Source organism: Staphylococcus simulans, from assembly GCF_025561465.1.
GTDB classification, from domain to species: Bacteria; Bacillota; Bacilli; order Staphylococcales; family Staphylococcaceae; genus Staphylococcus; species Staphylococcus simulans.
The window spans coordinates 1,790,239-1,811,876 of sequence record NZ_CP095100.1; the positions used below are offsets into that span (position 1 = coordinate 1,790,239).

25 protein-coding genes and 1 tRNA gene are annotated in these 21,638 nt (G+C 36.6%); 8 read left to right on the forward strand and 18 right to left on the reverse strand.

The features are described from left to right. Window positions 1-54: 54 nt before the first annotated feature. The 8 genes from MUA87_RS08365 to bshC form a co-directional block, all read right to left on the reverse strand. A complete protein-coding gene (locus MUA87_RS08365) occupies window positions 55-984 on the reverse strand; it encodes a cell division protein FtsQ/DivIB (protein ID WP_023015772.1) in 930 nt (309 codons plus the stop codon). Between the two features lie 14 nt (window positions 985-998). Beyond that, window positions 999-2,348, reverse strand: coding sequence for a UDP-N-acetylmuramoyl-L-alanine--D-glutamate ligase (gene murD, locus MUA87_RS08370; RefSeq protein ID WP_057510998.1), 1,350 nt, complete (start codon window positions 2,346-2,348; stop codon window positions 999-1,001). A gap of 3 nt (window positions 2,349-2,351) precedes the next feature. Continuing rightward, window positions 2,352-3,317 carry a phospho-N-acetylmuramoyl-pentapeptide-transferase gene (gene mraY, locus MUA87_RS08375; protein WP_057510997.1) on the reverse strand — a complete coding sequence of 322 codons (966 nt, stop codon included), beginning with the start codon at window positions 3,315-3,317 and terminating at the stop codon, window positions 2,352-2,354. Window positions 3,318-3,398: 81 nt separating this feature from the next. Continuing rightward, window positions 3,399-5,552, reverse strand: coding sequence for a penicillin-binding protein (locus MUA87_RS08380; protein WP_105966800.1), 2,154 nt, complete (start codon window positions 5,550-5,552; stop codon window positions 3,399-3,401). Then, window positions 5,533-5,931, reverse strand: coding sequence for a cell division protein FtsL (gene ftsL, locus MUA87_RS08385; RefSeq protein ID WP_002480590.1), 399 nt, complete (start codon window positions 5,929-5,931; stop codon window positions 5,533-5,535). The genes MUA87_RS08380 and ftsL overlap by 20 nt, the downstream gene beginning before the upstream one ends. 20 nt (window positions 5,932-5,951) lie before the next feature. Next, window positions 5,952-6,887 carry a 16S rRNA (cytosine(1402)-N(4))-methyltransferase RsmH gene (gene rsmH / locus MUA87_RS08390; RefSeq protein WP_023015776.1) on the reverse strand — a complete coding sequence of 312 codons (936 nt, stop codon included), beginning with the start codon at window positions 6,885-6,887 and terminating at the stop codon, window positions 5,952-5,954. Window positions 6,888-6,901: 14 nt separating this feature from the next. Next, the gene (gene mraZ, locus MUA87_RS08395) at window positions 6,902-7,333 is read right to left on the reverse strand and encodes a division/cell wall cluster transcriptional repressor MraZ (protein ID WP_002480588.1); all 432 of its coding nucleotides are present in this window, start codon (window positions 7,331-7,333) and stop codon (window positions 6,902-6,904) included. Window positions 7,334-7,476: 143 nt separating this feature from the next. Then, window positions 7,477-9,090: a bacillithiol biosynthesis cysteine-adding enzyme BshC gene (bshC, locus tag MUA87_RS08400; protein WP_103363673.1), complete on the reverse strand. Its 1,614-nt coding sequence runs from the start codon at window positions 9,088-9,090 to the stop codon at window positions 7,477-7,479. Between the two features lie 148 nt (window positions 9,091-9,238). Here bshC and MUA87_RS08405 point away from each other — a divergent pair, with 148 nt between their 5' ends. Then, the gene (locus tag MUA87_RS08405; RefSeq protein WP_002480586.1) at window positions 9,239-9,685 is read left to right on the forward strand and encodes an N-acetyltransferase; all 447 of its coding nucleotides are present in this window, start codon (window positions 9,239-9,241) and stop codon (window positions 9,683-9,685) included. 90 nt (window positions 9,686-9,775) lie between these two features. On the opposite strand, the gene MUA87_RS08410 is transcribed toward MUA87_RS08405, so the two are convergent. Next, a complete protein-coding gene (locus MUA87_RS08410; protein WP_002480585.1) occupies window positions 9,776-10,456 on the reverse strand; it encodes a YjjG family noncanonical pyrimidine nucleotidase in 681 nt (226 codons plus the stop codon). Between the two features lie 185 nt (window positions 10,457-10,641). Here MUA87_RS08410 and MUA87_RS08415 point away from each other — a divergent pair, with 185 nt between their 5' ends. The 3 genes from MUA87_RS08415 (at window position 10,642) to MUA87_RS08425 (ending at window position 12,438) form a co-directional block, all read left to right on the forward strand. Further along, window positions 10,642-11,541 carry a hypothetical protein gene (locus MUA87_RS08415; RefSeq protein WP_262550527.1) on the forward strand — a complete coding sequence of 300 codons (900 nt, stop codon included), beginning with the start codon at window positions 10,642-10,644 and terminating at the stop codon, window positions 11,539-11,541. A 134-nt stretch (window positions 11,542-11,675) separates the two neighbouring features. Then, window positions 11,676-11,855, forward strand: coding sequence for a hypothetical protein (locus tag MUA87_RS08420; RefSeq protein WP_002480583.1), 180 nt, complete (start codon window positions 11,676-11,678; stop codon window positions 11,853-11,855). 79 nt (window positions 11,856-11,934) lie between these two features. Further along, window positions 11,935-12,438 (forward strand): hypothetical protein, encoded by a 504-nt coding sequence (locus MUA87_RS08425; RefSeq protein ID WP_262550529.1) that lies wholly within the window; start codon window positions 11,935-11,937, stop codon window positions 12,436-12,438. Between the two features lie 40 nt (window positions 12,439-12,478). Here MUA87_RS08425 and MUA87_RS08430 read toward each other — a convergent pair. Continuing rightward, window positions 12,479-12,552 (reverse strand) — tRNA-Arg (locus MUA87_RS08430). Window positions 12,553-12,866: 314 nt separating this feature from the next. Between MUA87_RS08430 and MUA87_RS08435 the strand changes: the two genes are divergently transcribed. The 3 genes from MUA87_RS08435 (at window position 12,867) to MUA87_RS08445 (ending at window position 14,244) form a co-directional block, all read left to right on the forward strand. After that, window positions 12,867-13,001 (forward strand): beta-class phenol-soluble modulin, encoded by a 135-nt coding sequence (locus MUA87_RS08435; protein ID WP_002480580.1) that lies wholly within the window; start codon window positions 12,867-12,869, stop codon window positions 12,999-13,001. A 166-nt stretch (window positions 13,002-13,167) separates the two neighbouring features. Next, window positions 13,168-13,830, forward strand: a complete 663-nt coding sequence (locus MUA87_RS08440; RefSeq protein ID WP_057510379.1) for a 3'-5' exonuclease — start codon at window positions 13,168-13,170, stop codon at window positions 13,828-13,830. Window positions 13,831-13,845: 15 nt separating this feature from the next. Further along, window positions 13,846-14,244, forward strand: coding sequence for a YkvA family protein (locus MUA87_RS08445; protein ID WP_070626672.1), 399 nt, complete (start codon window positions 13,846-13,848; stop codon window positions 14,242-14,244). 85 nt (window positions 14,245-14,329) lie between these two features. Here the strand turns inward: MUA87_RS08445 and MUA87_RS08450 are convergent, their stop codons facing one another. After that, window positions 14,330-14,773 (reverse strand): VOC family protein, encoded by a 444-nt coding sequence (locus MUA87_RS08450; RefSeq protein ID WP_023015783.1) that lies wholly within the window; start codon window positions 14,771-14,773, stop codon window positions 14,330-14,332. Window positions 14,774-14,891: 118 nt separating this feature from the next. Here MUA87_RS08450 and MUA87_RS08455 point away from each other — a divergent pair, with 118 nt between their 5' ends. Beyond that, window positions 14,892-15,266, forward strand: a complete 375-nt coding sequence (locus MUA87_RS08455; protein ID WP_262550531.1) for a VOC family protein — start codon at window positions 14,892-14,894, stop codon at window positions 15,264-15,266. Window positions 15,267-15,333: 67 nt separating this feature from the next. Here the strand turns inward: MUA87_RS08455 and MUA87_RS08460 are convergent, their stop codons facing one another. The 7 genes from MUA87_RS08460 to MUA87_RS08490 form a co-directional block, all read right to left on the reverse strand. Further along, on the reverse strand, window positions 15,334-15,843 hold the full coding sequence (locus tag MUA87_RS08460) for a YfcE family phosphodiesterase (protein ID WP_002480575.1): 510 nt from the start codon (window positions 15,841-15,843) through the stop codon (window positions 15,334-15,336). Then, on the reverse strand, window positions 15,840-16,427 hold the full coding sequence (locus MUA87_RS08465) for an XTP/dITP diphosphatase (RefSeq protein ID WP_262550533.1): 588 nt from the start codon (window positions 16,425-16,427) through the stop codon (window positions 15,840-15,842). The genes MUA87_RS08460 and MUA87_RS08465 overlap by 4 nt, the downstream gene beginning before the upstream one ends. 16 nt (window positions 16,428-16,443) lie before the next feature. Then, entirely contained in the window at window positions 16,444-17,244 is an 801-nt protein-coding gene (gene racE, locus MUA87_RS08470; RefSeq protein WP_002480573.1) for a glutamate racemase, read from the reverse strand. A gap of 113 nt (window positions 17,245-17,357) precedes the next feature. After that, complete coding sequence (locus tag MUA87_RS08475) at window positions 17,358-17,876, reverse strand: GNAT family N-acetyltransferase (protein ID WP_262550535.1); 519 nt, start codon at window positions 17,874-17,876, stop codon at window positions 17,358-17,360. Between the two features lie 70 nt (window positions 17,877-17,946). Beyond that, on the reverse strand, window positions 17,947-18,756 hold the full coding sequence (gene sdhB / locus MUA87_RS08480; protein ID WP_002480571.1) for a succinate dehydrogenase iron-sulfur subunit: 810 nt from the start codon (window positions 18,754-18,756) through the stop codon (window positions 17,947-17,949). Next, complete coding sequence (gene sdhA, locus MUA87_RS08485) at window positions 18,756-20,552, reverse strand: succinate dehydrogenase flavoprotein subunit (RefSeq protein ID WP_023015921.1); 1,797 nt, start codon at window positions 20,550-20,552, stop codon at window positions 18,756-18,758. The genes sdhB and sdhA overlap by 1 nt, the downstream gene beginning before the upstream one ends. 52 nt (window positions 20,553-20,604) lie before the next feature. Then, window positions 20,605-21,219: a succinate dehydrogenase cytochrome b558 subunit gene (locus MUA87_RS08490; RefSeq protein ID WP_002480569.1), complete on the reverse strand. Its 615-nt coding sequence runs from the start codon at window positions 21,217-21,219 to the stop codon at window positions 20,605-20,607. Window positions 21,220-21,638 lie beyond the last annotated feature (419 nt).

Here is a 21,638-nt window from a genome sequence, read left to right on the forward strand (position 1 = left end):
TTACAATACGTTTCTATGGTTGTGAACTATAAACACATGATATTCAAGACTTTTTTAATTATTTGTACTACTTTCTTTCTGAGAATTATCTTTTGTTGTCTTATCGTCTTTCATTTGGTCATTAATTTTGTTCAAAGTATTCTGCAATTCATCTTTCGCTTTATCTTCCATTGCTGTACCTTCTTTCAATTTCACACTACTGTCTGATGATGTTGATGAAGAAGATTTGTATGGAATAAATGAAGCACCGACATATAAATCAATATAACCTGATTTTTTCAGTTCACCAGAGTCATCACGTTCTAGTGCGCTGACCATTTCAGGATAATATTTTAATTTATCCGCAATCGTGCGTATATTGCCGATGACTTGAATGCCATCTTTCATATACAATCTGATTTTATTGCGGTTGTCTTTATCATCCGCATATTCTACTTCAGAAATCGATTGTCTGATTTCTGCCGGTATTTCCGATAAAGCTTGAATCATTTTATCGCGTCGTGATTCATTAAAACCTGATATCACTGGCGCATCATTCGGTACTTGTCCTTTATAATCTTTTAAAATATGATCATTTGAAAGCACTGGATGATATTTGCCCTTATCTTCTAACAATCCGACCAATTGATACTCAGAAACATTCACCTCTAAATTATTCGGCAATTTTCTCTTGATCTGTACGTCTTTAACGAAAGGATTTTCTTTCATTTTGTTGATGGCTTTCCCTTTGCCGAACATGTAGATTTTAGTATCTCTCTTTAAATCCAAAGCTTGTTTCGCTTCTTTATCAGAAAGATAATGGTTGCCTTTAACCTCTACATGGTCAATATTACTAATTGGCGTGAACATATACAATACTATCAGAATAATTAACGCTATGAGTGTTCCAAATATTATAAGTTGAACGCGCCGCTGTTTTGCTCTGCGTTTTCGGCGTTTTTCTTTTAAGTACTCTGAATCAATTTTTCGTACTTTGTCTGCCATCCATCATCACCCTCCTACTTCGAAGGGAGATGTGAACGAAAACTGTCGATGAAAACATCTCCTCGTTCTTCAAAAGTATTGTATTGATCCCAACTTGCACATGCTGGTGATAATAAGACCACATCATTCGGTTCAATAATATCTTGAACTTTCTCCACTGCGTCTTTAACATCTGTTGCACGTACCACATACTTGCCTTGGCTTTCACCAAGCTTCGTCAACTTATCTTGTGTTTCACCAAAGGTCAACATCGCACGCACATTCTTCATGTATGGAATCAATTCATCAAATCCATTTCCGCGATCTAACCCGCCGCACAACCAAATGATCGGTTGTTCGAATGAATTCAACGCAAATTGCGTTGCTAAAGTATTCGTTGCTTTCGAGTCATTATAATATTTGTTCGTTTTATTCGAACCAATATATTGCAGACGGTGTTTGATACCTGAGAATGTTGTTAGTGTATGAATGACTGCATCAATAGAAACACCTGCTAACACTGCTGCAAGTACAGCAGCTAAAATGTTTTCTAAGTTATGTTCACCAGGAAGCACAATATCATCTTTATGAATAATACGTAAACCATTCAAGACGATATATCCGTCTTTCATATAAATGCCGTTAACTTCTTGATTTGTAGAGAAATAATATGTTTTGGCTTTTAAGCCTTCTGTTTCAATCAAATGACGTTGACTGTAATTACAAATCAAGAAGTCATCTTCAGTTTGATTTTTATAAATACGTCGTTTCGCATCACGATAGTTTTCTAAAGTACCGTGATAATCTAAGTGCGCTGAATAGATATTCGTAATAATCGCAATATGTGGACGATACGTATCGATACCAAGCAATTGGAAAGATGACAACTCAGTAATTAAGTAATCTTCAGATTTTGCTTCTTGTGCAACTTTAGATGCTACAAAACCGATATTGCCTGAAAGCAGACCTTTTTGTCTGCTATTGTCGAACATGTCGCCAATTAACGAAGTCGTTGTTGTTTTACCATTTGTCCCAGTTACCGCAATAATCGGTGCTTCTGAAATCAAATAACTCAATTCGACTTCCGTTAAAATTTTCAAACCACGCTTTTCTGCTTCTTCAATCAATGGCACAGTATAGGGAATACCTGGATTTTTAACAATGATTGGATTGTCATCCAATAAAGATAATGGATGATGTCCCCCGATGACAGTTAAACCCATTTCTTTTAAATCTTTCGCATGCGGATCTTTGGAAAGGTCCCCGCCATCATTGACAGTAACTTCTGCACCAAGATGGTGTAGTAATTTAGCCGCTTCATATCCGCTTTTCGCTAATCCAACTACTAATACATGTTTTCCTTCTAATCCTTTATATTTAAGCATTGATTAATGCACTCCAATCCATAAACCTATCAAGCCTGTGATGAGTCCTGTAATCCAAAATACTGTCACAACTTTCCATTCATTCCAGCCGCATAATTCAAAGTGATGATGTAACGGACTCATCTTGAATATACGTTTGCCTGTCAATTTGAATGAAGCGACTTGTAAAATAACTGATAATGTTTCAGCAACAAATACAAATCCGATGAACAATAATGAAATTTCCGCGTTTAACATAATTGATACAGTTGCGATGATACCACCTAAAGCTAAGCTGCCTGTGTCTCCCATGAATACTTTTGCTGGGTTGACGTTATAGAATAAGAAACCAAGCAATGCGAAGACCATAATAATACAGAATGTACCTACTGCATGATTACCAAGCATAAAGCTCATAATCGCATACATAGAAAATGCAATGATAGATAAACCTGTCGCTAAACCATCTAAACCATCTGTTAAGTTGACCGCGTTAGAGAAGCCGACTTGCCAGAAGACAATGAAGACAACATAAACGACAGAAAGCGGAATTTGTACTGTTGTAAACGGAATGTGAATGCCTGTCGCAAAATGAATCATGTTAAATGTATCACTCAAGATAAAGAAGATAACCGCAATCGCAATTTGTGCTAAGAATTTTTGCTTACTTGTTAATCCTTGGTTATTCTTCTTCACGACAATGATGTAGTCATCGATAAAGCCGATCAAACCAAAACCGACTGTCACAAATAACAATAGAATAAACGGATTCGGATTATCTGAGAAGATAATCGCAATTAATGTTGCGACGATAATACTGATTAAGAACGTTAATCCACCCATCGTCGGTGTACCTGTTTTCTTCATGTGGCTTTTCGGGCCTTCTTCACGGATACTCTGTCCAAACTTCATCCTTTTTAATGTTGGAATCAGTATGGGCACTAATACTGCTGTAACTAAAAATGCGACAATTGCTAAAACATAAACCATATTGTTCTCCTTGTGTATCTTAATTTAATTTTATATGTAAGATGAGGGATGGATATCAAACGTATCCATCACCTCTTGATGCTAATCTGCTTGTGGTGCGGACAATTTCACTTCTACTTCTTTTTTATCTTTCAACGATGTATTCGGGCTGATAGATTGTTCAGAAACAAAGCCATTACCTTTCATTTTAACACGAATTCCTGTTAATGATTCGAAAGCTAAGACATCATCTTTACTCCAATCTTTCATATCAGGCATTGTCATGTCACCATCTGTTTTCATAAAGACTTTACTGTGCAGTAATGTCTTTTCATCAGCTTGCGGTAATTGCTGTGCAACCGTATCGCCTTCACCGATGACTACTGGTTTCAAGTCTTTGTTTTTCACAGCTTCTTCAGCTTGATCCACAGTCTCGCCTGAAACATTTGGCACTTTGCCGAATGAATCTTTAGTTGCTTTTTCATTATCTTTACCGACATTTAAATACTTCAATGTATTTTCCATAATTGGATTAAATGCCGAGCTGACATTCATTTCATAAGCTTCTTGTTTATTTTTCTGAGCTAAGCTCATCCCAGCATAAACAATAATTTCAGGATTTTTGCTTGGCGCATGTCCGATAAAGCTTGAGAAGTATGGATAAGGACCTTTAACGTAACCGCCGTTTTCAGAGTCAGCTACTTGGGCAGTACCTGTTTTACCACCAATACGATACCCTTTGACTCTGAAGTTTTGCGCATGACTTTTCTTGCTGTTAACAACTAAGTCCAATTCTTTTTTCACTTTGTTCGCGGTATCTTCCGTAATTGGTTTGCCTGCAAATTCTTTCTCACCTTTATATAGTGTATCGTTTTTAACCGGATTGTCTATACTACTTACGAACCAAGGTTTAACCATATTCCCTTTATTAAAGAATGCAGTTTGTGCTTGCAGCATTTGGATAGGAGTGACTGTTGTAGATTGTCCGAATGCTGTTGTTTTTTGTTGTAATTCATTATCCCAGGCAATACCGCCCGCTGCTTCACCATCGAACATACCGCCTGTTGGTTTACCGAAGCCGAATTTCTCATACCATGATTTCATCTTGTCAGATCCAACCATATCTTGAAGCTGCATCATCAAGGTGTTGGATGAATAAGTGAAACCAAGACTCATTGGAATTTTACCCCAACCTGTATTGTTCCAGTCAGAGATTTCAGAACCCATGATATCTCGATGACCTGATTTATATTCCTTATCTGGTTTGAACTTACCTTCTTGAATCGCTGCGGCTAAACCATACGTCTTGAAGGTAGAACCCGGTTCATACGTATTTTGATATAGGTCATTCGCCCACTTCTTACCGAAGTCTTTTCCTGTTTCAGGGTTGAATGTCGGACGTTGACTGAAGGCTAAGATTTCACCTGTATGTGCATCCATAACTACCGCAAAGGCATCTTTTGGTGCGAAACGATCATCTAACTTATTCAAGGCTTCCTCTACAAAGACTTGGATGTTGGAGTCAATCGTTAAATGCACATCATCTCCACGTTGCGGTGCTACTTCTTGTTTAGAATTTGGTGCGATATAGCCCCAAATATCATGTACATAAGATAACATCCCACGCTTACCGGATAAATAGCTGTCGAAGATTTTTTCAACACCCATGGCACCTTTTAATTCTCCATTATCTGGATTCTTTTGTGCCATTCCAATTAAGTGAGAAGCAAAGTTTCCATTAGGATAGAACCGTTCTGTTTCAGGATATAACGCAACACCGGGCAATTTCATTTTTTCGATTTTGTCTTTTTGTTGATACGTTAAATTGCTGCCCTTACGGCCGAACTCAACTTGGAACGCTTTTTTGTTATCTAACATTTTTTCAATTTCTTTAGGTTCCATATCGATGACAGTTGCGAGCTTCTTAGCCGTTTCTTTCTTATCAACCACATGACGTGGCTTGTCTGAACCTTCATCAGCTTTCTTACTGACAACTGCTGTCAGTTTAAAGCGTTCAACGTCTTCTGCGAGGACTTTGCCATTACGGTCGTAAATCTTTCCTCGTTCTGGTTGTTGTTGTGTTTGAACTAAATATTTTTCATTGGCTTTCATCACTAAGTTTTGTCCTGAAGAATGCCCTGTCAACATGACAAAGGCATACCTTAAAACCAATAGAAAAAAGAGCAGTCCGAACAAGCTGACGAGGAGGACTGCCCCTATTTTATTTTTTTTAATTTTAATTTTTCGCTTCGGCATTATTACGCACTACCTTTACATTATCGTTCTTTAAGCTCATGCCTTGTTTTTGAGCTTTATCGTAAATGCGTTCATAAGAAGAGTTCTTTTTGATTTCTGATTTTAATGCGCTGTTCTGACTTGATTGTTGTTCGATTTTATAATCTAAATCAGCAATTTTACCCTTAGTATCATAAGCATCCATTTTTAATGAAAGTATATAAATACTGATCATTGCAATCACTGCGACTAAAGATATGTATAATACCTTCTCAAATTTAGTGAGTTGTACGACAACCTTGCGCTTAACTTTCTTAGTCGGCGATGGATTGACTTCTGGGTTTTGTCTGGCGGGTTCATATTGTTCGGTATAAGGTTCATAGATTCTTTCTACAGCCATAGCAGTTTGTCACTCTCCTATCATTTTAAAATCTCTGCTACACGCAATTTCGCACTGCGAGCGCGGTTATTTTCTGCTAAATCATCATCGGTTGCTGTAATCGGTTTGCGGTTAACACGTTTTAGTTTCGGTGTATATTCCTCTGGAATAATAGGTAAACCACGGGGAACTTCAGGGCCTTTTTCATATTCTTGGAAGATTTGTTTGCATAAACGGTCTTCCAACGAATGGAAAGTAATCACTGAAATGCGTCCGTGTACTTTGACTCTTTCAATTGCTTGCTCTAATGAGTCCTCGAAAGCTTTCAATTCATCATTTACAGCAATTCTGATAGCTTGGAAGACACGCTTCGCAGGATGCCCGCCTTTACGTCTTGCTTTAGCAGGAATACCTTCTTTAATAACGTCAACCAGCTGTAAAGTTGTTTCAATGGGTTCATGTTCTCTTGTTTTTTCAATTCTTCTGGCAATCTGTTTAGAGAATTTCTCTTCACCATAACGATAGAAGATTCTGACTAAACTTTCATAAGGCCAGTCATTCACAACTTCATAAGCTGATAAAGGTTGTGTCTGGTCCATACGCATATCTAATCTAGCATCTTGGTGATAACTGAATCCTCGCTCCGGCACATCTAACTGTGGGCTTGAAACGCCTAAGTCATAATAAATGCCGTCTACTTTGTCAATGTTCAAATCATCAAGGATTTGATTGATTTCTCTGAAATTACTGTGCACAAAAGTGACACGATCTAAGTGGTCCTTTAAGACCTCTTTCGCATTTTCAATTGCTGTCATATCTTGGTCTATCGCAATCAAATGTCCCTTGTCATTGAGTTGATTTAATAAATAAAGGGCATGGCCTGCTCCACCAAGTGTACAGTCTACATACACACCATCTTCTTTTATATTTAATTCGTCAATGGTTTCTTTTAACATGACACTTACGTGATGAAACACTTTCATTCCTCCATTTAAAAATCAAAGTCTATCAAATCTTCAGCGATATCTTCGAAACTGTCTTCAGATTCTTCATAGAAAGCGTTCCATGTAGATCTGTCCCAAATTTCGATGCGGCTAGAAACACCGATCACTGTACATTCTTTAGTTAAATTAGCGTACTCCCTTAAATTTTTAGGGATATTAATACGCCCTTGTTTATCAAGTTCCACTTCAACAGCACCTGAGAAGAACATACGCATAAACTTACGTGCGTCTCGTTTTGTCATCGGTAATGACTTCATTTTCTCCTCAATATTCTGCCATTCTTCCATAGTGTAACCGAACAAACATTTATCAAGGCCTCTGGTAATAATAAAACGTTCATTCAATTCGTATCTGAATTTAGATGGTACAATCATGCGTCCTTTTGCGTCTAATTGGTGTTCGTACTCACCCATGAACATTTATATCACCTCACCTTATTTATAATTTACCACAACTCACCACTATCCTCCACTATTTATGTGAACATATCAAAAAAAATTCATTTTTAGCATAAAAATAGCCCGTGCTCAAGACTGCGAGCACGGGCTAAACCCTTGATTCCCTAAGGTTTGATAATAATTTGATTTAAAGTGTAACGAAGTGGTGGATAGGTGGAGGGACTGAACACATCCATCCCAAAATCATTCATAATTTGTAGCGCATTCCAGATTCTTTCTTGAAGACCGCCCATTGGGTGGAGGGCATCGTTAATTTCTCTAAAATGTTTCATGCTGATCGCATTTTCCCTCTCGATATTATGGAAATAACGTTTTCTAAGATAATCATACTGCGTATGATGAATTTGATTATTTTTAATCACTAAATTCTTATTATCTTCATTATCTTTTACTTCAGCTAATAACTGCTTATAGACTTCTTGCTGATTCTCTTGAAGCGCGTCTAATTGTTCTAGGAAATTATCAGATGCATGCGCTCTGATAAACTTATCTTTCTCATCATCAATACCATTGGTAATCACATCTTCAGTATTAATTTCATAGCGATTCAATAGTTTTTCAACGCGTGGTGTTAAATAAGTTATTTTCATACGTGGCAAGACAATCGGCATGTCTACATCTAAAACATCAAATGCACCTTTTAATTCTGCCCAGTATTTAATTTCACTTGGACCGCCGATAAAGCTGAGCGTATTGAACAACCACTCTTCCATAATCGGTCGTGTCACCACGTTGTTTGAAAAACGTTCAGGTTCTTGTTCTAAGATTTCAAGCAATTCCGCTTCTGTATACCCAGTTTGAGACTTACTTGTATAGAACTTACCATCTTCAAAAGTCAATAATTGACGCATGTCTTCTTCATGTAAGAATAGATGCACATTCGTGTCAGTTTGAATCATCTGACTGAACCCTGCTTCTACTGTACGTGCTTGTTGTTGTCTAAAGGCATTATCTACCGCTTCATGTTGTTTCAACATTTCTTTTAATATCGGTTGTTCAAGCTGACGCAATTTCGGATCTTGCGCATCAATGAATAGTACACCGTAATCTTTGAAGACTGTGTGTAATAACGCTTTGAAAATATCCGTCCACGTTTCATATTTTTGAATTAGAGACAACATCGTCTCATGCAGTACTTTTGTATGTTCTGTTTCTTGAAGCTGCCCCATAAATTGATCTAATGCTTCAATTAGTGCTTCCTTATCAGGCGTATAGCGTGAAACGTTACTTTCAGGCGGTGTCATAGTATGATACTTTACCTTCTGCAACATCGCTTTTTTTGGATTAAAGACATACGTGTGATTCACTTCATCGAAGTCGTGGTCCTCTCCGGCTATCCAAAAGACCGGCACCACTTCTTTTTGATATTCATCTTCTACTTGAAGACTTAAATTAACAATCGATAATATTTTATGAAAAGTATACAGCGGTCCCCCGAACAACCCTGCTTGTTGTCCACCGATGACTACTTTAGCTCCTCGACTTAATTTATCAATACTCTCTCTTTGTTGATCAGATAAATCTAAATCTGACATATATTCACCAATAATAGAAGCTAATGCTTTCTCCCTGCCGTTGCTTGGCTTGTTTAAAGCTTCTTTAAAGCTTTCAGGAGACATCGCATCATATTGGTAAAATGAATTAAGCACTGAATCGCTTGATTTTAATTTTGTCAGAAACTGATCATTCTCATTGATATTTGCGGTTAAACAATCCATACACTTTTCTCCTTAACTACTGTGTTTTCTCAATCATAGTATAATGTCTATTTCTATATAACACAATTTAACGGCTTATCGTATTCAATGCGTGTAAGCGCTATTTAATATATAATATACTTAAGAAAACAAAAGGGGGAGAAATAAAATGGGCAACATAAAACACTTAGATATTAACTATAAGACGGATGAATTGTTTGAGAACTTTAGAGAAACAAGTAATCCTAACCTCGCCTTTATTGATGAATTTGCGGGTGAAATGATTGACGCAAGTTCAGAATCACCATTTTACGGCATTTTTGTCGGGGAGAAAATTGCAGCGAGAATGGCATTATATGAAAATGGCGAAGTTGAAGAACAATACTTCCCTGACTACGATCATTACTTAGTATTATGGAAACTTGAAGTATTACCTAATTATCAATCAAGAGGACTGGGCACAGAATTAGTAAACTTTGCGAAAGAAAAACACTTACCAATTAAAGCTATCGCAAGAAACCAATCTAAAGATTTCTTTATCAGACATGGTTTCAAAGATGTCGAAGCAAAGAACCCAGAAGGTTATGATGTATTGATTTGGGAACCAGGCCACTAAGATACACAAACAACATTGGCATTTAATAAAAATCACTATTAAAACATAAAAATACGGTCTTGCATGTGGTGATGCAAGGCCGTATTTCTATTATAAAATCGATTTGATTTCATTTAAGTTTTTAATTTCATAGTCTGGCTGAATCTGCGTTGTATTTTCTTTACCTCTATAGTTAAACCAGCATGTCGCAACACCTGCATTAATACCACCTTGGATATCAGATGTTAGCGAATCACCGATAATCAATGTACGCTCACGATCCGCATCTATACGGTCAAATACATAATCAAAGAATTCCGGCATCGGTTTTTGGAAACCTGTCACTTCTGAAATAAAAATATCATTAATCATCGATTCAAGCGGTGTTTGGGTCAGTCTGCGTAATTGCGTATCTTCAACACCATTCGTCACGATATAAAGCTTCGCATGATCTGCCATATATTGAATGGCATCTAAAGTATCAGGAAAATACTTTACCGGTGCTGTCGCAAGACCATCGCGGAACATCACATCCGCTTCATGTCCATTTACCTGCATCCCAAAACGATCAAAATAATTAATAAAACGCTCAGTCAGCACTTCTTCTTTTGTTAACTTATTCTCTTGAAACGCTTCCCAATGCGCTTGATTCACTTCTTTAAATAACGCTAAATTTTGATATGTCGGATCAAGTTGATATTCTTTGGCTAAATGAAAGAATGCTTGGTCTTCTGCATCATGAAAGTCCACAATCGTATCATCAAAATCTAACAGTATCGTTTCATACTTCATTGTTTCACCCCCATTAGTCCTCATGGTAGTTGAATTTATAATATCTTGCAATAGCACTATACGTCTCTTACAAGATTTAAGCAATTAACCCATCTAACATTTAATTGTGAAACTATATTTTGTTAGATATACTAAAGAATATAAACAGACATCAATCACCTATTTGGGTATGGGAGGATAAAAATATGACCTTCACCGCGACTACCTTTTTAACTTTATGGCTGCTATTCACACTTGTCTTTATTATCTTTTTATTCTTTACATTAAACGCTTTAGGTAAACAAGCTCGATACAAATTCAAATTGACTATTACATTGAGTTCTTTATTGTTAGGTCTCATTTGTTTTGTGGGTATTTTCACGGATCAATCACTCTACAAAAACATCAATACAAAGTTTTCTTTCAAAGATAAACTGTCCTTCTTAGACAAAAGAGATAAACCAAAACCTGCACCTCAACCAAAACAAGACACAAGTCAAAATCAAGATACAGAACACCACTATTCTCGTGATGAGATAAAATCTAAAGGATACGAATATGAACATGACTATTTCCCGGTCGATTTTAAACCTACAACCGCTTCAGGCAAAACGATCAAATCAAAAGCTGAAGCATTAAAAGTAGGCCAAGACATTGAGCCTGGATATTACCGTATTACTCCTACCGGCAAATCGTCGTCTGGAATTATCACAATGAAAAACTCTTTTGATAAGGAAGCAGAGAGTCAATTCCTTTCAAAAACTTCTGGCCCCTCTTCATTTACAACGTATCTTGTCGAAGGTCACACGCTCGTATTGAATGAAAAAGAAAAAGCAAATCACACTGAATATATCGTCGCACCAGAAAAACATAAGATGCGCACAAGTCTCACACCTGGTACTTATATCGTCGGTACCGATGTTAAACCTGGTAAGTATAAAATCAAATCAGATAACAGCGGGAACTTTATCGTCACAAGCAACAAAAAAGATGGTCCTAAATATAATGAAATCTTAAAAAAGAACTTCACCAAGTCTGTTTCACTCGATAAAGGAGACATTATTTATATTAAAGGACGTCCTATAGTGAAGCTCTCACCCCAATAGCTCATTTGCCTATCGTTATTAGCTGGCGTATAATTAAGTTCGCATGTATTTAAATTACCCTTAGACTATAATCAATGGATTAAGGGTAAATACATTATAAGAGATGTATTAATGTTTAAAGGGAGTTGAATTCAATGAATCCACGTTTAAAACGCGCGTATCAGTCATACATTGAGAAGTTTGGTGAACAACCACCAAAACCTTATATGAGTACTTTAAGTGAATACGAACAAGAAGAAGTCATCAACCAACGTATCAGAACAAACACAAAATTCTCTGATGATAAGTACTATAAAAAAATACCAGTGAGATAAATTCGATCTATTAAAAAGATGTACCTTAGTTGGTGCATCTTTTTTTAAAATATACTCATATCAATTAGGAGGTATTAAGATGGAACAATTAGGATTTCGAGAAAGCTTCATTAAAGGAAGCATTCTTGCAGAACTTGATAAAAAACAGAAAAAACAATGGAAAGAATTGAGTATTGAAGATAAGCGCCACTTTATAAAGCTTTACAAGGAAATCTTTAAATTTAATAAAGAAAAGTTTTATCAAGACTTGGAACATATATTTCAAGAAAGAGGAATTTTAGGTGAGGAAAAGACACCAGAACAAATACACCATGATAAATTGATTGATTTCTTTAGAACACAAGGTATACCTAATCCAACCGAAACAACAATAGAAGCATTTAAGTTCCAACAAATTTTCGCTAATTTCGATAACTTCTATCATGTAATGGGACAATTCACTTTCAATATAGAGAAACAAGCACAATTTAATTACTACATGTCTCAACAAAAGCAAAATTTTATACACATCGCGCAAAGAGACAAGATAATCAAACAAAATGATGAAATCATAGAATTACTTAAAAAAATTGCTGATAAATAAGAAAAAACCCATAACCACAGAGGTTACAGGCTTTAAGTGACGTCCTGGGAGGGATTCGAACCCCCGACCGATGGCTTAGAAGGCCATTGCTCTATCCAGCTGAGCTACCAGGACATAATTTTTTAACACAAGAATTATTATATCTAATTAAAGTATTTAAATCAATACCATTCATAATAATTTCTGTTATGATTTTTCACTTTAGAAGTTGTATTGCACTTATCATGACAAGTATATCACTTTTCTCAAGTAGAGAACAGTTAGGAATGCCTAAGTGTCAAGAATCTGTCAGATATACCACGGGTATGCATAGAACATTGTGAGTTAAGGAATTTAGCCCAATTAGATAAAAGATGATTGTATAGTAGAGATATCAAAGGTTGGTATTCCACTTAACCTTAAACAATACAAATATTGAGGTGACAATCATGGAAGGTTTATTCAACGCAATCCAAGCTACAATTGAAGCAGCTCAAAACGGCCAAAACTTAGAATTAGGTAAAAACATCGTAGACATCATCACAAACGGTGCTAGCATTGTAAGTAAACTCTTTGGTATCTAATATAAAGCCAAACATTCACCATATTGTTTTAGCGAGAAGATCTAATAAGGTCTTCTCTTTTTTGTGTTCGAATTTATGGATTACTTTTCTCACGACCTTAATCTAAGCACCCTCCTACTATTTTATTGTAAAATAGTTATACACTTTAACTGATGGAGGTGGCGATGTGGATCAAGAAGAAGAATTGAAACGTTTAAAAACAGAAAATGAATTACTTGTCATGAAATTAAGACTTAAAGAAAAGTATATTAAAGAATTAGAAGCTGAATTAAGACAACGCAAAAGATTGCCGATTCATTATATAAAATCACAAACACTTGCGGACCACTTTGTCACACTCAAAATTGAAACAACCGGTTTAAGCTCTGATTTTCATGATGCTTTTCAAATCGCACTCGTCGAATTTAAAAATGGTCAAATGATAAACCAATATATGAAATACTTTCGACCTACACGCTTATTAACAAGAAAAGTGATACAAATGACAGGTGTTACGAATGAGTTCTTAGAAGACAAAGATTTTATTGAAAAAGAAGATATAGAAGCCATTCGTACATTTATTGGAGATAAACAAATCGTAGCGCATGCGGCAACTTTCTCTATGAAATTCCTATTACGTTATTTCGACGACTTTAATATAGATATGCCTGAATATACTGTGCTAGATACACTCCCTCTTGCGAGAAAGTTAGTGAAAGATACACCTAATCATAAATTCGACACTTTAAAGACATACTTTAACTTAGAAAACTATGAACCTGAAGATGCTTTAACCGATGCGATAGTAACAGGTCAACTTGCTTTGAAGCTAAATAAACTAAAACAATAAAGAGAGACTACATTTATGAATATCAATTTCTTACCTGCTTTGAAATCATTTGTCGCTAAAATGAACCAAGAACTGCTAGTACTCTATTTATCATCGAAGGATCAACGCACACCAATGACCGTTAAAATACTTGCAGTCTGTATCGTTGCTTATGCATTAAGTCCGATTGATTTGATTCCTGATTTCATCCCTGTTTTAGGTTATCTAGATGATATTATTATTGTGCCATTAGGTATTGCCTTGTGCTTAAAATTAATACCTGAACCTATTCTTCAAGATAATCGTCGAAAAGCATCTAAACTCAATAAAAATATCCTTTCACAAAATTGGTATGCGGGTGTTTTGATTATCATCTTGTGGATAATCGTTATAAGTGTGATTGGTTATTTTATTCTCAAAAACTTTTTTTGGTAATTAACATACCTTTAACAAAAATAAGCATCCATGTCGTTTTATTAAGACATGGATGCTTATTTCAGCTTTTATCTATTATTTTCTTTTATTGTTTTGAATGATCTTGTCCGTGCAACATCCAACGCACATTATATTTATCTGTAAATGAACCCATTTTACCGCCCCAGAATTGTTCTGCTAGTGGCATATCTACATGTACAGATTCATCATCTTTTACTTTGTCATATAAAGCTTCTACACGTTTTGCATCCGCTTCATCATTAATATCATAATCAATTAATAAAGAAATACCTTCGTTGATTTGAACATCTTTACCGAACGCATCAGATGCGTATAATGTCACACCTGCAATTGTAAATTCAGAATGCATTGTTTTATTGTCCGCTTCTTCTTCACTCACACCAAAGTTTTCAGCTTGTGATGGATCAACAGCTAAACGTTGAATATCAGTTGCGCCAAAAACCTCTTCATAATATTTTAATGCCTCTTTAGTATTGTTAAACGCTAAATATGGATATAATTGAGTCATAATCAATCCCCTTTTTATTTAATGTACTGCATTCTAATCATACCTTTTATTTGTAGTTTCAAACAACAAATAAAAGGGGATATGATGATAAGTTAAAAAAGAAACTCGAGGTGTTAAAATGATTCAACGTTTAGACGAAGTCATGTTATATGTGAATGACCAAGAAACAGCCAAAGCTTTTTGGACAGAAAAATTAGGTTTCACTGTTTCATCCGATACAGAACAACATGGTATGCGTACCATTGTACTGCGTCCATCAAGTGACGCACAAACAGCCATTGTCCTCCACAACAAACAAAAGATACAATCATTAGATTTAGGTATTAGTACAAAAACACCTTCTTTAATGTTTGCGACAGATGATATTGAACAACTCTATCAAGATTATCAAGACAAAGACATCACAGTCGGTGATTTAGTCGACATGCCTCAAGGCAGAGTCTTCAACTTTGCGGATGATGAAAATAATTATTTCGCAGTCAAACAAATCTAATAAAAAAGATGCTGGAGGATAAAAATTTTCACCCTTCAGCATCATTATTTTTAGTTATTTTTCAATTTTAACCGTTTACTTTAAATTCAACTGTTTCAATAATGTCATGATTTCTATTTCTGAAATTCAATGTGACATTTTGACTATCTACTAAAAGTTCAGCATAAGTTTCTTCCATCATACTTCTTGATTGTGAAATACTGCCTGGATTAATCACATGTACCCCTTCTATTTCTTCATAACGAGCAATATGTGTATGTCCATAAAAGGCTAACTGACAATTTTCTTCTTTAGCTTTTTCAGCTAGAAGTTGACGTGTCGTATTCACTCTGTATAAATGTCCATGTGTATAGAAAGCACGCAAACCTTCATCACTGATGACATTTTCATTTGGAAACTCTGGATAGAAATCACAGTTACCTTTAACGCGATGGTATAAACTTAATTCTGTATCATCATATTGGAACTCTGAATCACCTAAATGCAACGCAACATCAACTTGGTCATAGTGGTTCACCACTTCAAATAAAATACCAGACTCTGTGTGGTTGTCACTTACAATAATCCAACGTCTCAAATTTGATCACCCTTTAAATAAGCTTTTAATTTATCAATTGCTTGACGTCTATGGCTGATTTCACCTTTTTCTTGATCCGTTAATTGTGCCATTGTTTTATGCATTCTTGGTACATAGAATATCGGATCATAACCGAAACCATGTTCACCTAATTTTTCCATTATAATTACACCGCTGACTGTGCCTTCAAATGTCACAGTTTCTTCGCCTGGTGCACTCATGCTGATGACACAAACGAATTCTGCCGTACGGTGGCGGCTGTTACCTTTTAATTTCTCTAATAACTTTTCAATATTCGCATTATCATCTTTATCTTCTCCAGCATAACGCGCTGAATAAATACCAGGTTCCCCATTTAGCGCATCCACTGTTAAGCCACTGTCGTCTGCGATGACACGTTTGCCTAACGCTTTAGCTGCTGCCTCAGATTTTAATTTTGCATTTTCTTCAAATGTTGTCCCTGTTTCTTCGACATCAAAGTCTGAAATTAATTCACTGATACCAATCACATTGTATTCAGGAAAGATGACTTTAAAGTCGTTGATTTTTCCTTTGTTGTTTGTCGCAATTACTAAATCTTCCATGTCCTTCACCTCAATATTAATCCACTTTCACATGTGTTACTTCAACATTATCTATTTTTAACCATTGTCCAATGATGTATTGGATATGTTTTGTATCCCCTGTCGCAAAGAAGCGATGTTTCGGATGTGGGGTATAATGCGCATGTTCATGACTGAACGTCAATAACGCACTGACCTCACGTGCTGTTTCTAAACCAGATGATATCACAGTTTTATTACCACCGAAATAATCATAAATCGGTTGGAAGAGTAACGGATAATGCGTACATCCTAAAATTACCGTATCAGCATCATTATTTCTATATTGTTTTAACGTCTGATGAATCACAATATTTGTTGCGACGGGATCATGATAACGCATTTGTTCCACTAAAGGTACAAAATCCGGACATGCAACTCCTGTGACTTCAACATGCGGATTAATCGCTTGTATATGTTTTGTATAAGCTTCTGATTTAATTGTCCCTTCAGTACCCAACACCATTACTTTATTATTTTGTGTCGTCATAATCGCAGTACGTGAACCAGGTTCAATTACACCAATTACCGGAATCGGTAATAAGGCTTTCAACGTATCTAATGCGACAGCTGTTGCGGTATTACATGCGATAACCAGCATTTTAATATCATATTCCATTAATTTATTCGCAAGCTGTACCGTGAAATCACATACTTGCTTGCCATCTCTTGGTCCATATGGACATCTGGCACTATCACCAAGATAATAGATCGTTTCATTTGGCAGCTGACGTATTATTTCTTTGGCTACAGTGAGGCCGCCGACTCCTGAGTCAATTACTCCGATGGGTTTATTCATGTCTTTTTCATCCTCACACTAAAGCATTCTTAGACTATATTTTATCATAACCCTGAATTAGATTGCATGAATGGTTATTTGGTTTCACGAGACAAAATGTAGACGAAAACGCTTTAAAGATTAAAAGCTTCAGAATAATGTACCTCTCCACTCATATTCATTAGCACATTTTCCTTCAATTCCAAAATCATTAAATAAGGTTCCATCTCTTTCATTGGTCCAAAAATATGATAAGCCGCAGCCAGTTCAAACCCGAACTTCTGATAATAAGTTGGGTCACCTAAAACTACAACTGATTGATAACCTAGTTGTCTTGCGGTTTCTAATGCTGTTTCAACCAACTTCGTTCCTACGCCTTGTCTTTGATAATTCGGCGCTACACTTAATGGTGCAAGCGCTAATGACGGCGTTTCAAACCCAATAGTAATCTTAGACATCATAATATGACCGATAATCTCCTCTTGTACTGATAGAGCGACCAAAGAGAGTTCAGGTACATAAGCGGTACTTTTTCTTAAACGTTGGACTAATAGATGTTCCGTCTGATCACTCATCTCAACGGTTTCAAAAGCTGCTTGAATCAATCGTTCTATAGCTTGTTCATCATTTGATTGTTCTGTTCTGATTTTCATCTCCGACTTCCTTTCTTCCACTAAAAAAGAGGCAAGGAGTCGCACTCCTGCCTCTTGATTTATTATCAAATTATTGTACTTGGTGGTCAGAACCAAAGAATGATTTGAACATGTAGAATGAAGTTTCTCTGTTCAACGCTGCGATTGAAGTTGTTAAAGGAATACCTTTAGGACAAGCATTCACACAGTTTTGTGAGTTACCGCATTCTTGAAGTCCGCCGCCGCCCATTAAAGCGTCTAAGCGTTCGTCTTTAGTCATTGAACCTGTTGGATGCAAGTTGAATAAACGTACTTGTGAAATTGCTTGTGCCCCTACGAATTCGTTTTTACTTGTTACGTTAGGACAAACTTCTAAACACACACCGCATGTCATACATTTAGATAATTCATACGCTGTTTGACGTTTTTTCTCAGGCATACGTGGTCCAGGACCTAAGTCATACGTACCGTCAATCGGTACCCATGCTTTCATACGTTTTAAGTTATCGAACATACGAGAACGATCAACTTGTAAGTCACGTACGATTGGGAATGTGCTCATTGGTTCTAAACGGATAGGTTGTTCTAATTGATCTACAATCGCTGAACATGCTTGACGTGCATGACCATTGATAACCATTGAACAAGCACCGCATACTTCCTCTAAACAGTTCATGTCCCATGTTACCGGCGCAACTTTTTCCCCTTTTGTATTATACGGATTACGTCTGATTTCCATCAAACAAGCAATCACGTTTAAATTCTCACGATAAGGAATTTCAAATTTTTCTTCATATGGCTGTGAGTCCGCAGTATCTTGTCGCTTAATGATTAAAGTTACAGTTTTAGAGCTATTTTGAGCTGGTTGTTGAACCGCTTCATCTTTAACTTCTTCTGCCATTATGATTTGCTCCCTTCTTCCTTACTTGAATCTTCTTTACTAGATTTTGATTTAGATGAGTAGTCACGTTTACGTGGTGGAATTAAGCTGATATCCACATCTTCGTATTCGAATCTTGGTGGATTATCGATACCTTCGTAAAACGCTTTTGTTGTTTTTAACCACTCTTCGTCGTTACGATCAGGGAATTCTGGTTTGTAGTGTGCACCACGTGATTCATTACGGTTATATGCACCGATTGTAATCACACGAGCAAGTACTAACATATTCCATAATTGGCGTGTGAAGAATACAGCTTGGTTACTCCAAGTTTGTGTATCTTCCATGTCAATATCTTGATAACGTCTCATCAACTCAAGAATTTTTTCATCTGTTTCTAGTAAACGTTTGTTATCACGAACAACTGTTACGTTTTTCGTCATGATTTCACCAAGTTCACGGTGAAGTTTGAAGGCATTTTCTGTCCCTCTCATGTTTAATAAATCGTCAAAACGTTTTTGTTCTTTATCGATTAAGTCTTGGTAAAGACTGTCGTCTAATTCAGTATATGAATGTTCAACAGTGTCGATATATTTTACAGCGTTCGGTCCAGCTACTGTACCGCCGTAAATCGCTGATAATAATGAGTTTGCACCTAAACGGTTACCGCCGTGTTGTGAGAAGTCACATTCACCTGCTGCGAATAAACCGTCAATTGTAGTCATTTGATCATAGTCTACGTATAATCCACCCATTGAATAGTGAACTGCTGGGAAGATTTTCATTGGTACTTTACGTGGGTCATCGCCTGTGAATTTTTCATAAATTTCGATGATACCGCCTAATTTAACGTCTAATTCATGCGGATCTTTGTGTGATAAATCTAGATATACCATGTTTTCACCATTGATACCTAATTTTTGGTTCACACATACGTCGAAGATTTCACGTGTTGCGATGTCACGAGGTACTAAGTTACCGTAATCCGGATATTTCTCTTCTAAGAAATACCAAGGTTTACCGTCTTTATAAGTCCAAATACGTCCACCTTCACCACGTGCTGATTCACTCATTAAACGCAATTTGTCGTCACCAGGAATCGCTGTTGGGTGGATTTGGATAAATTCACCGTTCGCATAAACTGCACCTTGTTGATACACGATAGATGCTGCTGAACCTGTATTGATCATTGAGTTTGTAGTTTTACCGAAGATAATACCAGGACCGCCTGTTGCCATAACTACTGCATCAGAACGGAATGCATCGATTTTCGCATCTGTTAAGTTTTGTGCGACGATACCACGCGCTGCGTTGTTTTCGTCTTTCACAACACCTAAGAATTCCCAACCTTCGTATTTTGTCACAAGACCGTCTACTTCGAACTTACGAACTTGTTCATCTAATGCATATAATAACTGTTGACCAGTTGTTGCACCGGCATATGCCGTTCTGTGATGCAACGTACCGCCGAAACGACGGAAGTCAAGTAAACCTTCAGGTGTTCTGTTGAACATTACACCCATGCGGTCTAATAAGTGGATGATTTTCGGTGCTGCATCCGCCATTGCTTTAACTGGTGGTTGGTTCGCTAAGAAGTCCCCGCCATAAACTGTATCGTCAAAGTGGATCCAAGGTGAGTCGCCTTCACCTTTTGTATTAACCGCTCCGTTAATACCCCCTTGCGCACACACAGAGTGCGAACGTTTTACGGGTACTACTGAGAATAAATCAACATGTACACCTTGTTCTGCTATTTTAATTGTTGACATCAGACCGGCAAGTCCTCCACCGACAACAATAACTTTTTTCTCTGCCATATAAATGTCACTCCCTGAAAATATAACCTTTATTTACGCTATGCTATTGCTCTTATACGAACGCTAAGATTGCACTTACACCGATGTAAGAAACAATAACGAATACTACTAATGATACCCATGTAAATACGCGTTGTGATTTAGCTGATTGTAAGGCACCCCATGTTACTAGGAATGACCATAAACCGTTCGCAAAGTGGAAAATTACTGCTACTGTTAAAACAAGGTAGAAGATTAACCAGAATGGATTGCTTAAGTAGTCTTGCATCATGTTGAATCCTAGTTCTTTATGCCCTAACCACATTTCCACTTTTGTTTGGTAGAAGTGGATTGCGATAAAGATAAACGCTAAAACACCTGTGATACGTTGTAATAAGAACATCCAGTTTCTGAACCATGAATAATGGCCGACGTTCTCTTTAGCCGTGAATGCAATGTGAATACCGTATAACGCATGATAAAGAATTGGTAAGTAAATTAAGAAGATTTCAAGCGCTAACAAGAATGGTAATGATTCCATAAATCCTGCTGCTTGGTTGAAAGCTCCTGCTCCTTTAGTCGCTTGGTGGTTAACTGTCAAATGCACTAATAAGAATGCACCGATCGGAATAACCCCTAGTAACGAGTGTATGCGTCTTAAATAAAATTGATTCTTAGTATAACCCAAAAGGAAGTCCCCCCTGTGAAACAAATGATATTAATTGATTTCATTTTCAGGTTTGTTGAAATGCTCCAAATGCTCACAAAATTAAGTAAAATCAATACAAATGACTCAACCACCAACGAACAGCCCTGCTGGGAGTTGTAAAACACTGCAATCAGCACGGCAGCTCAGCGCCATTTTTCTCTATGTATGGACCCCTATCTTAGCTGTATATGCTGAACCGATGACCGCTGCAATCCCTTACAATCGAGGCAATTGTATTCAATTACACATTAAGTGAGAATCATTTTCATTTAGAAAGCGTTTACAAACGCACCTAAAAAAATAAAATCTCGTTAATGATATTGTAACATTTTTTTACAGCCTTTTGGGCATGAGAATTATTATCAATGGATTTTTTTCAATCTTAGTTTAAATTCAGC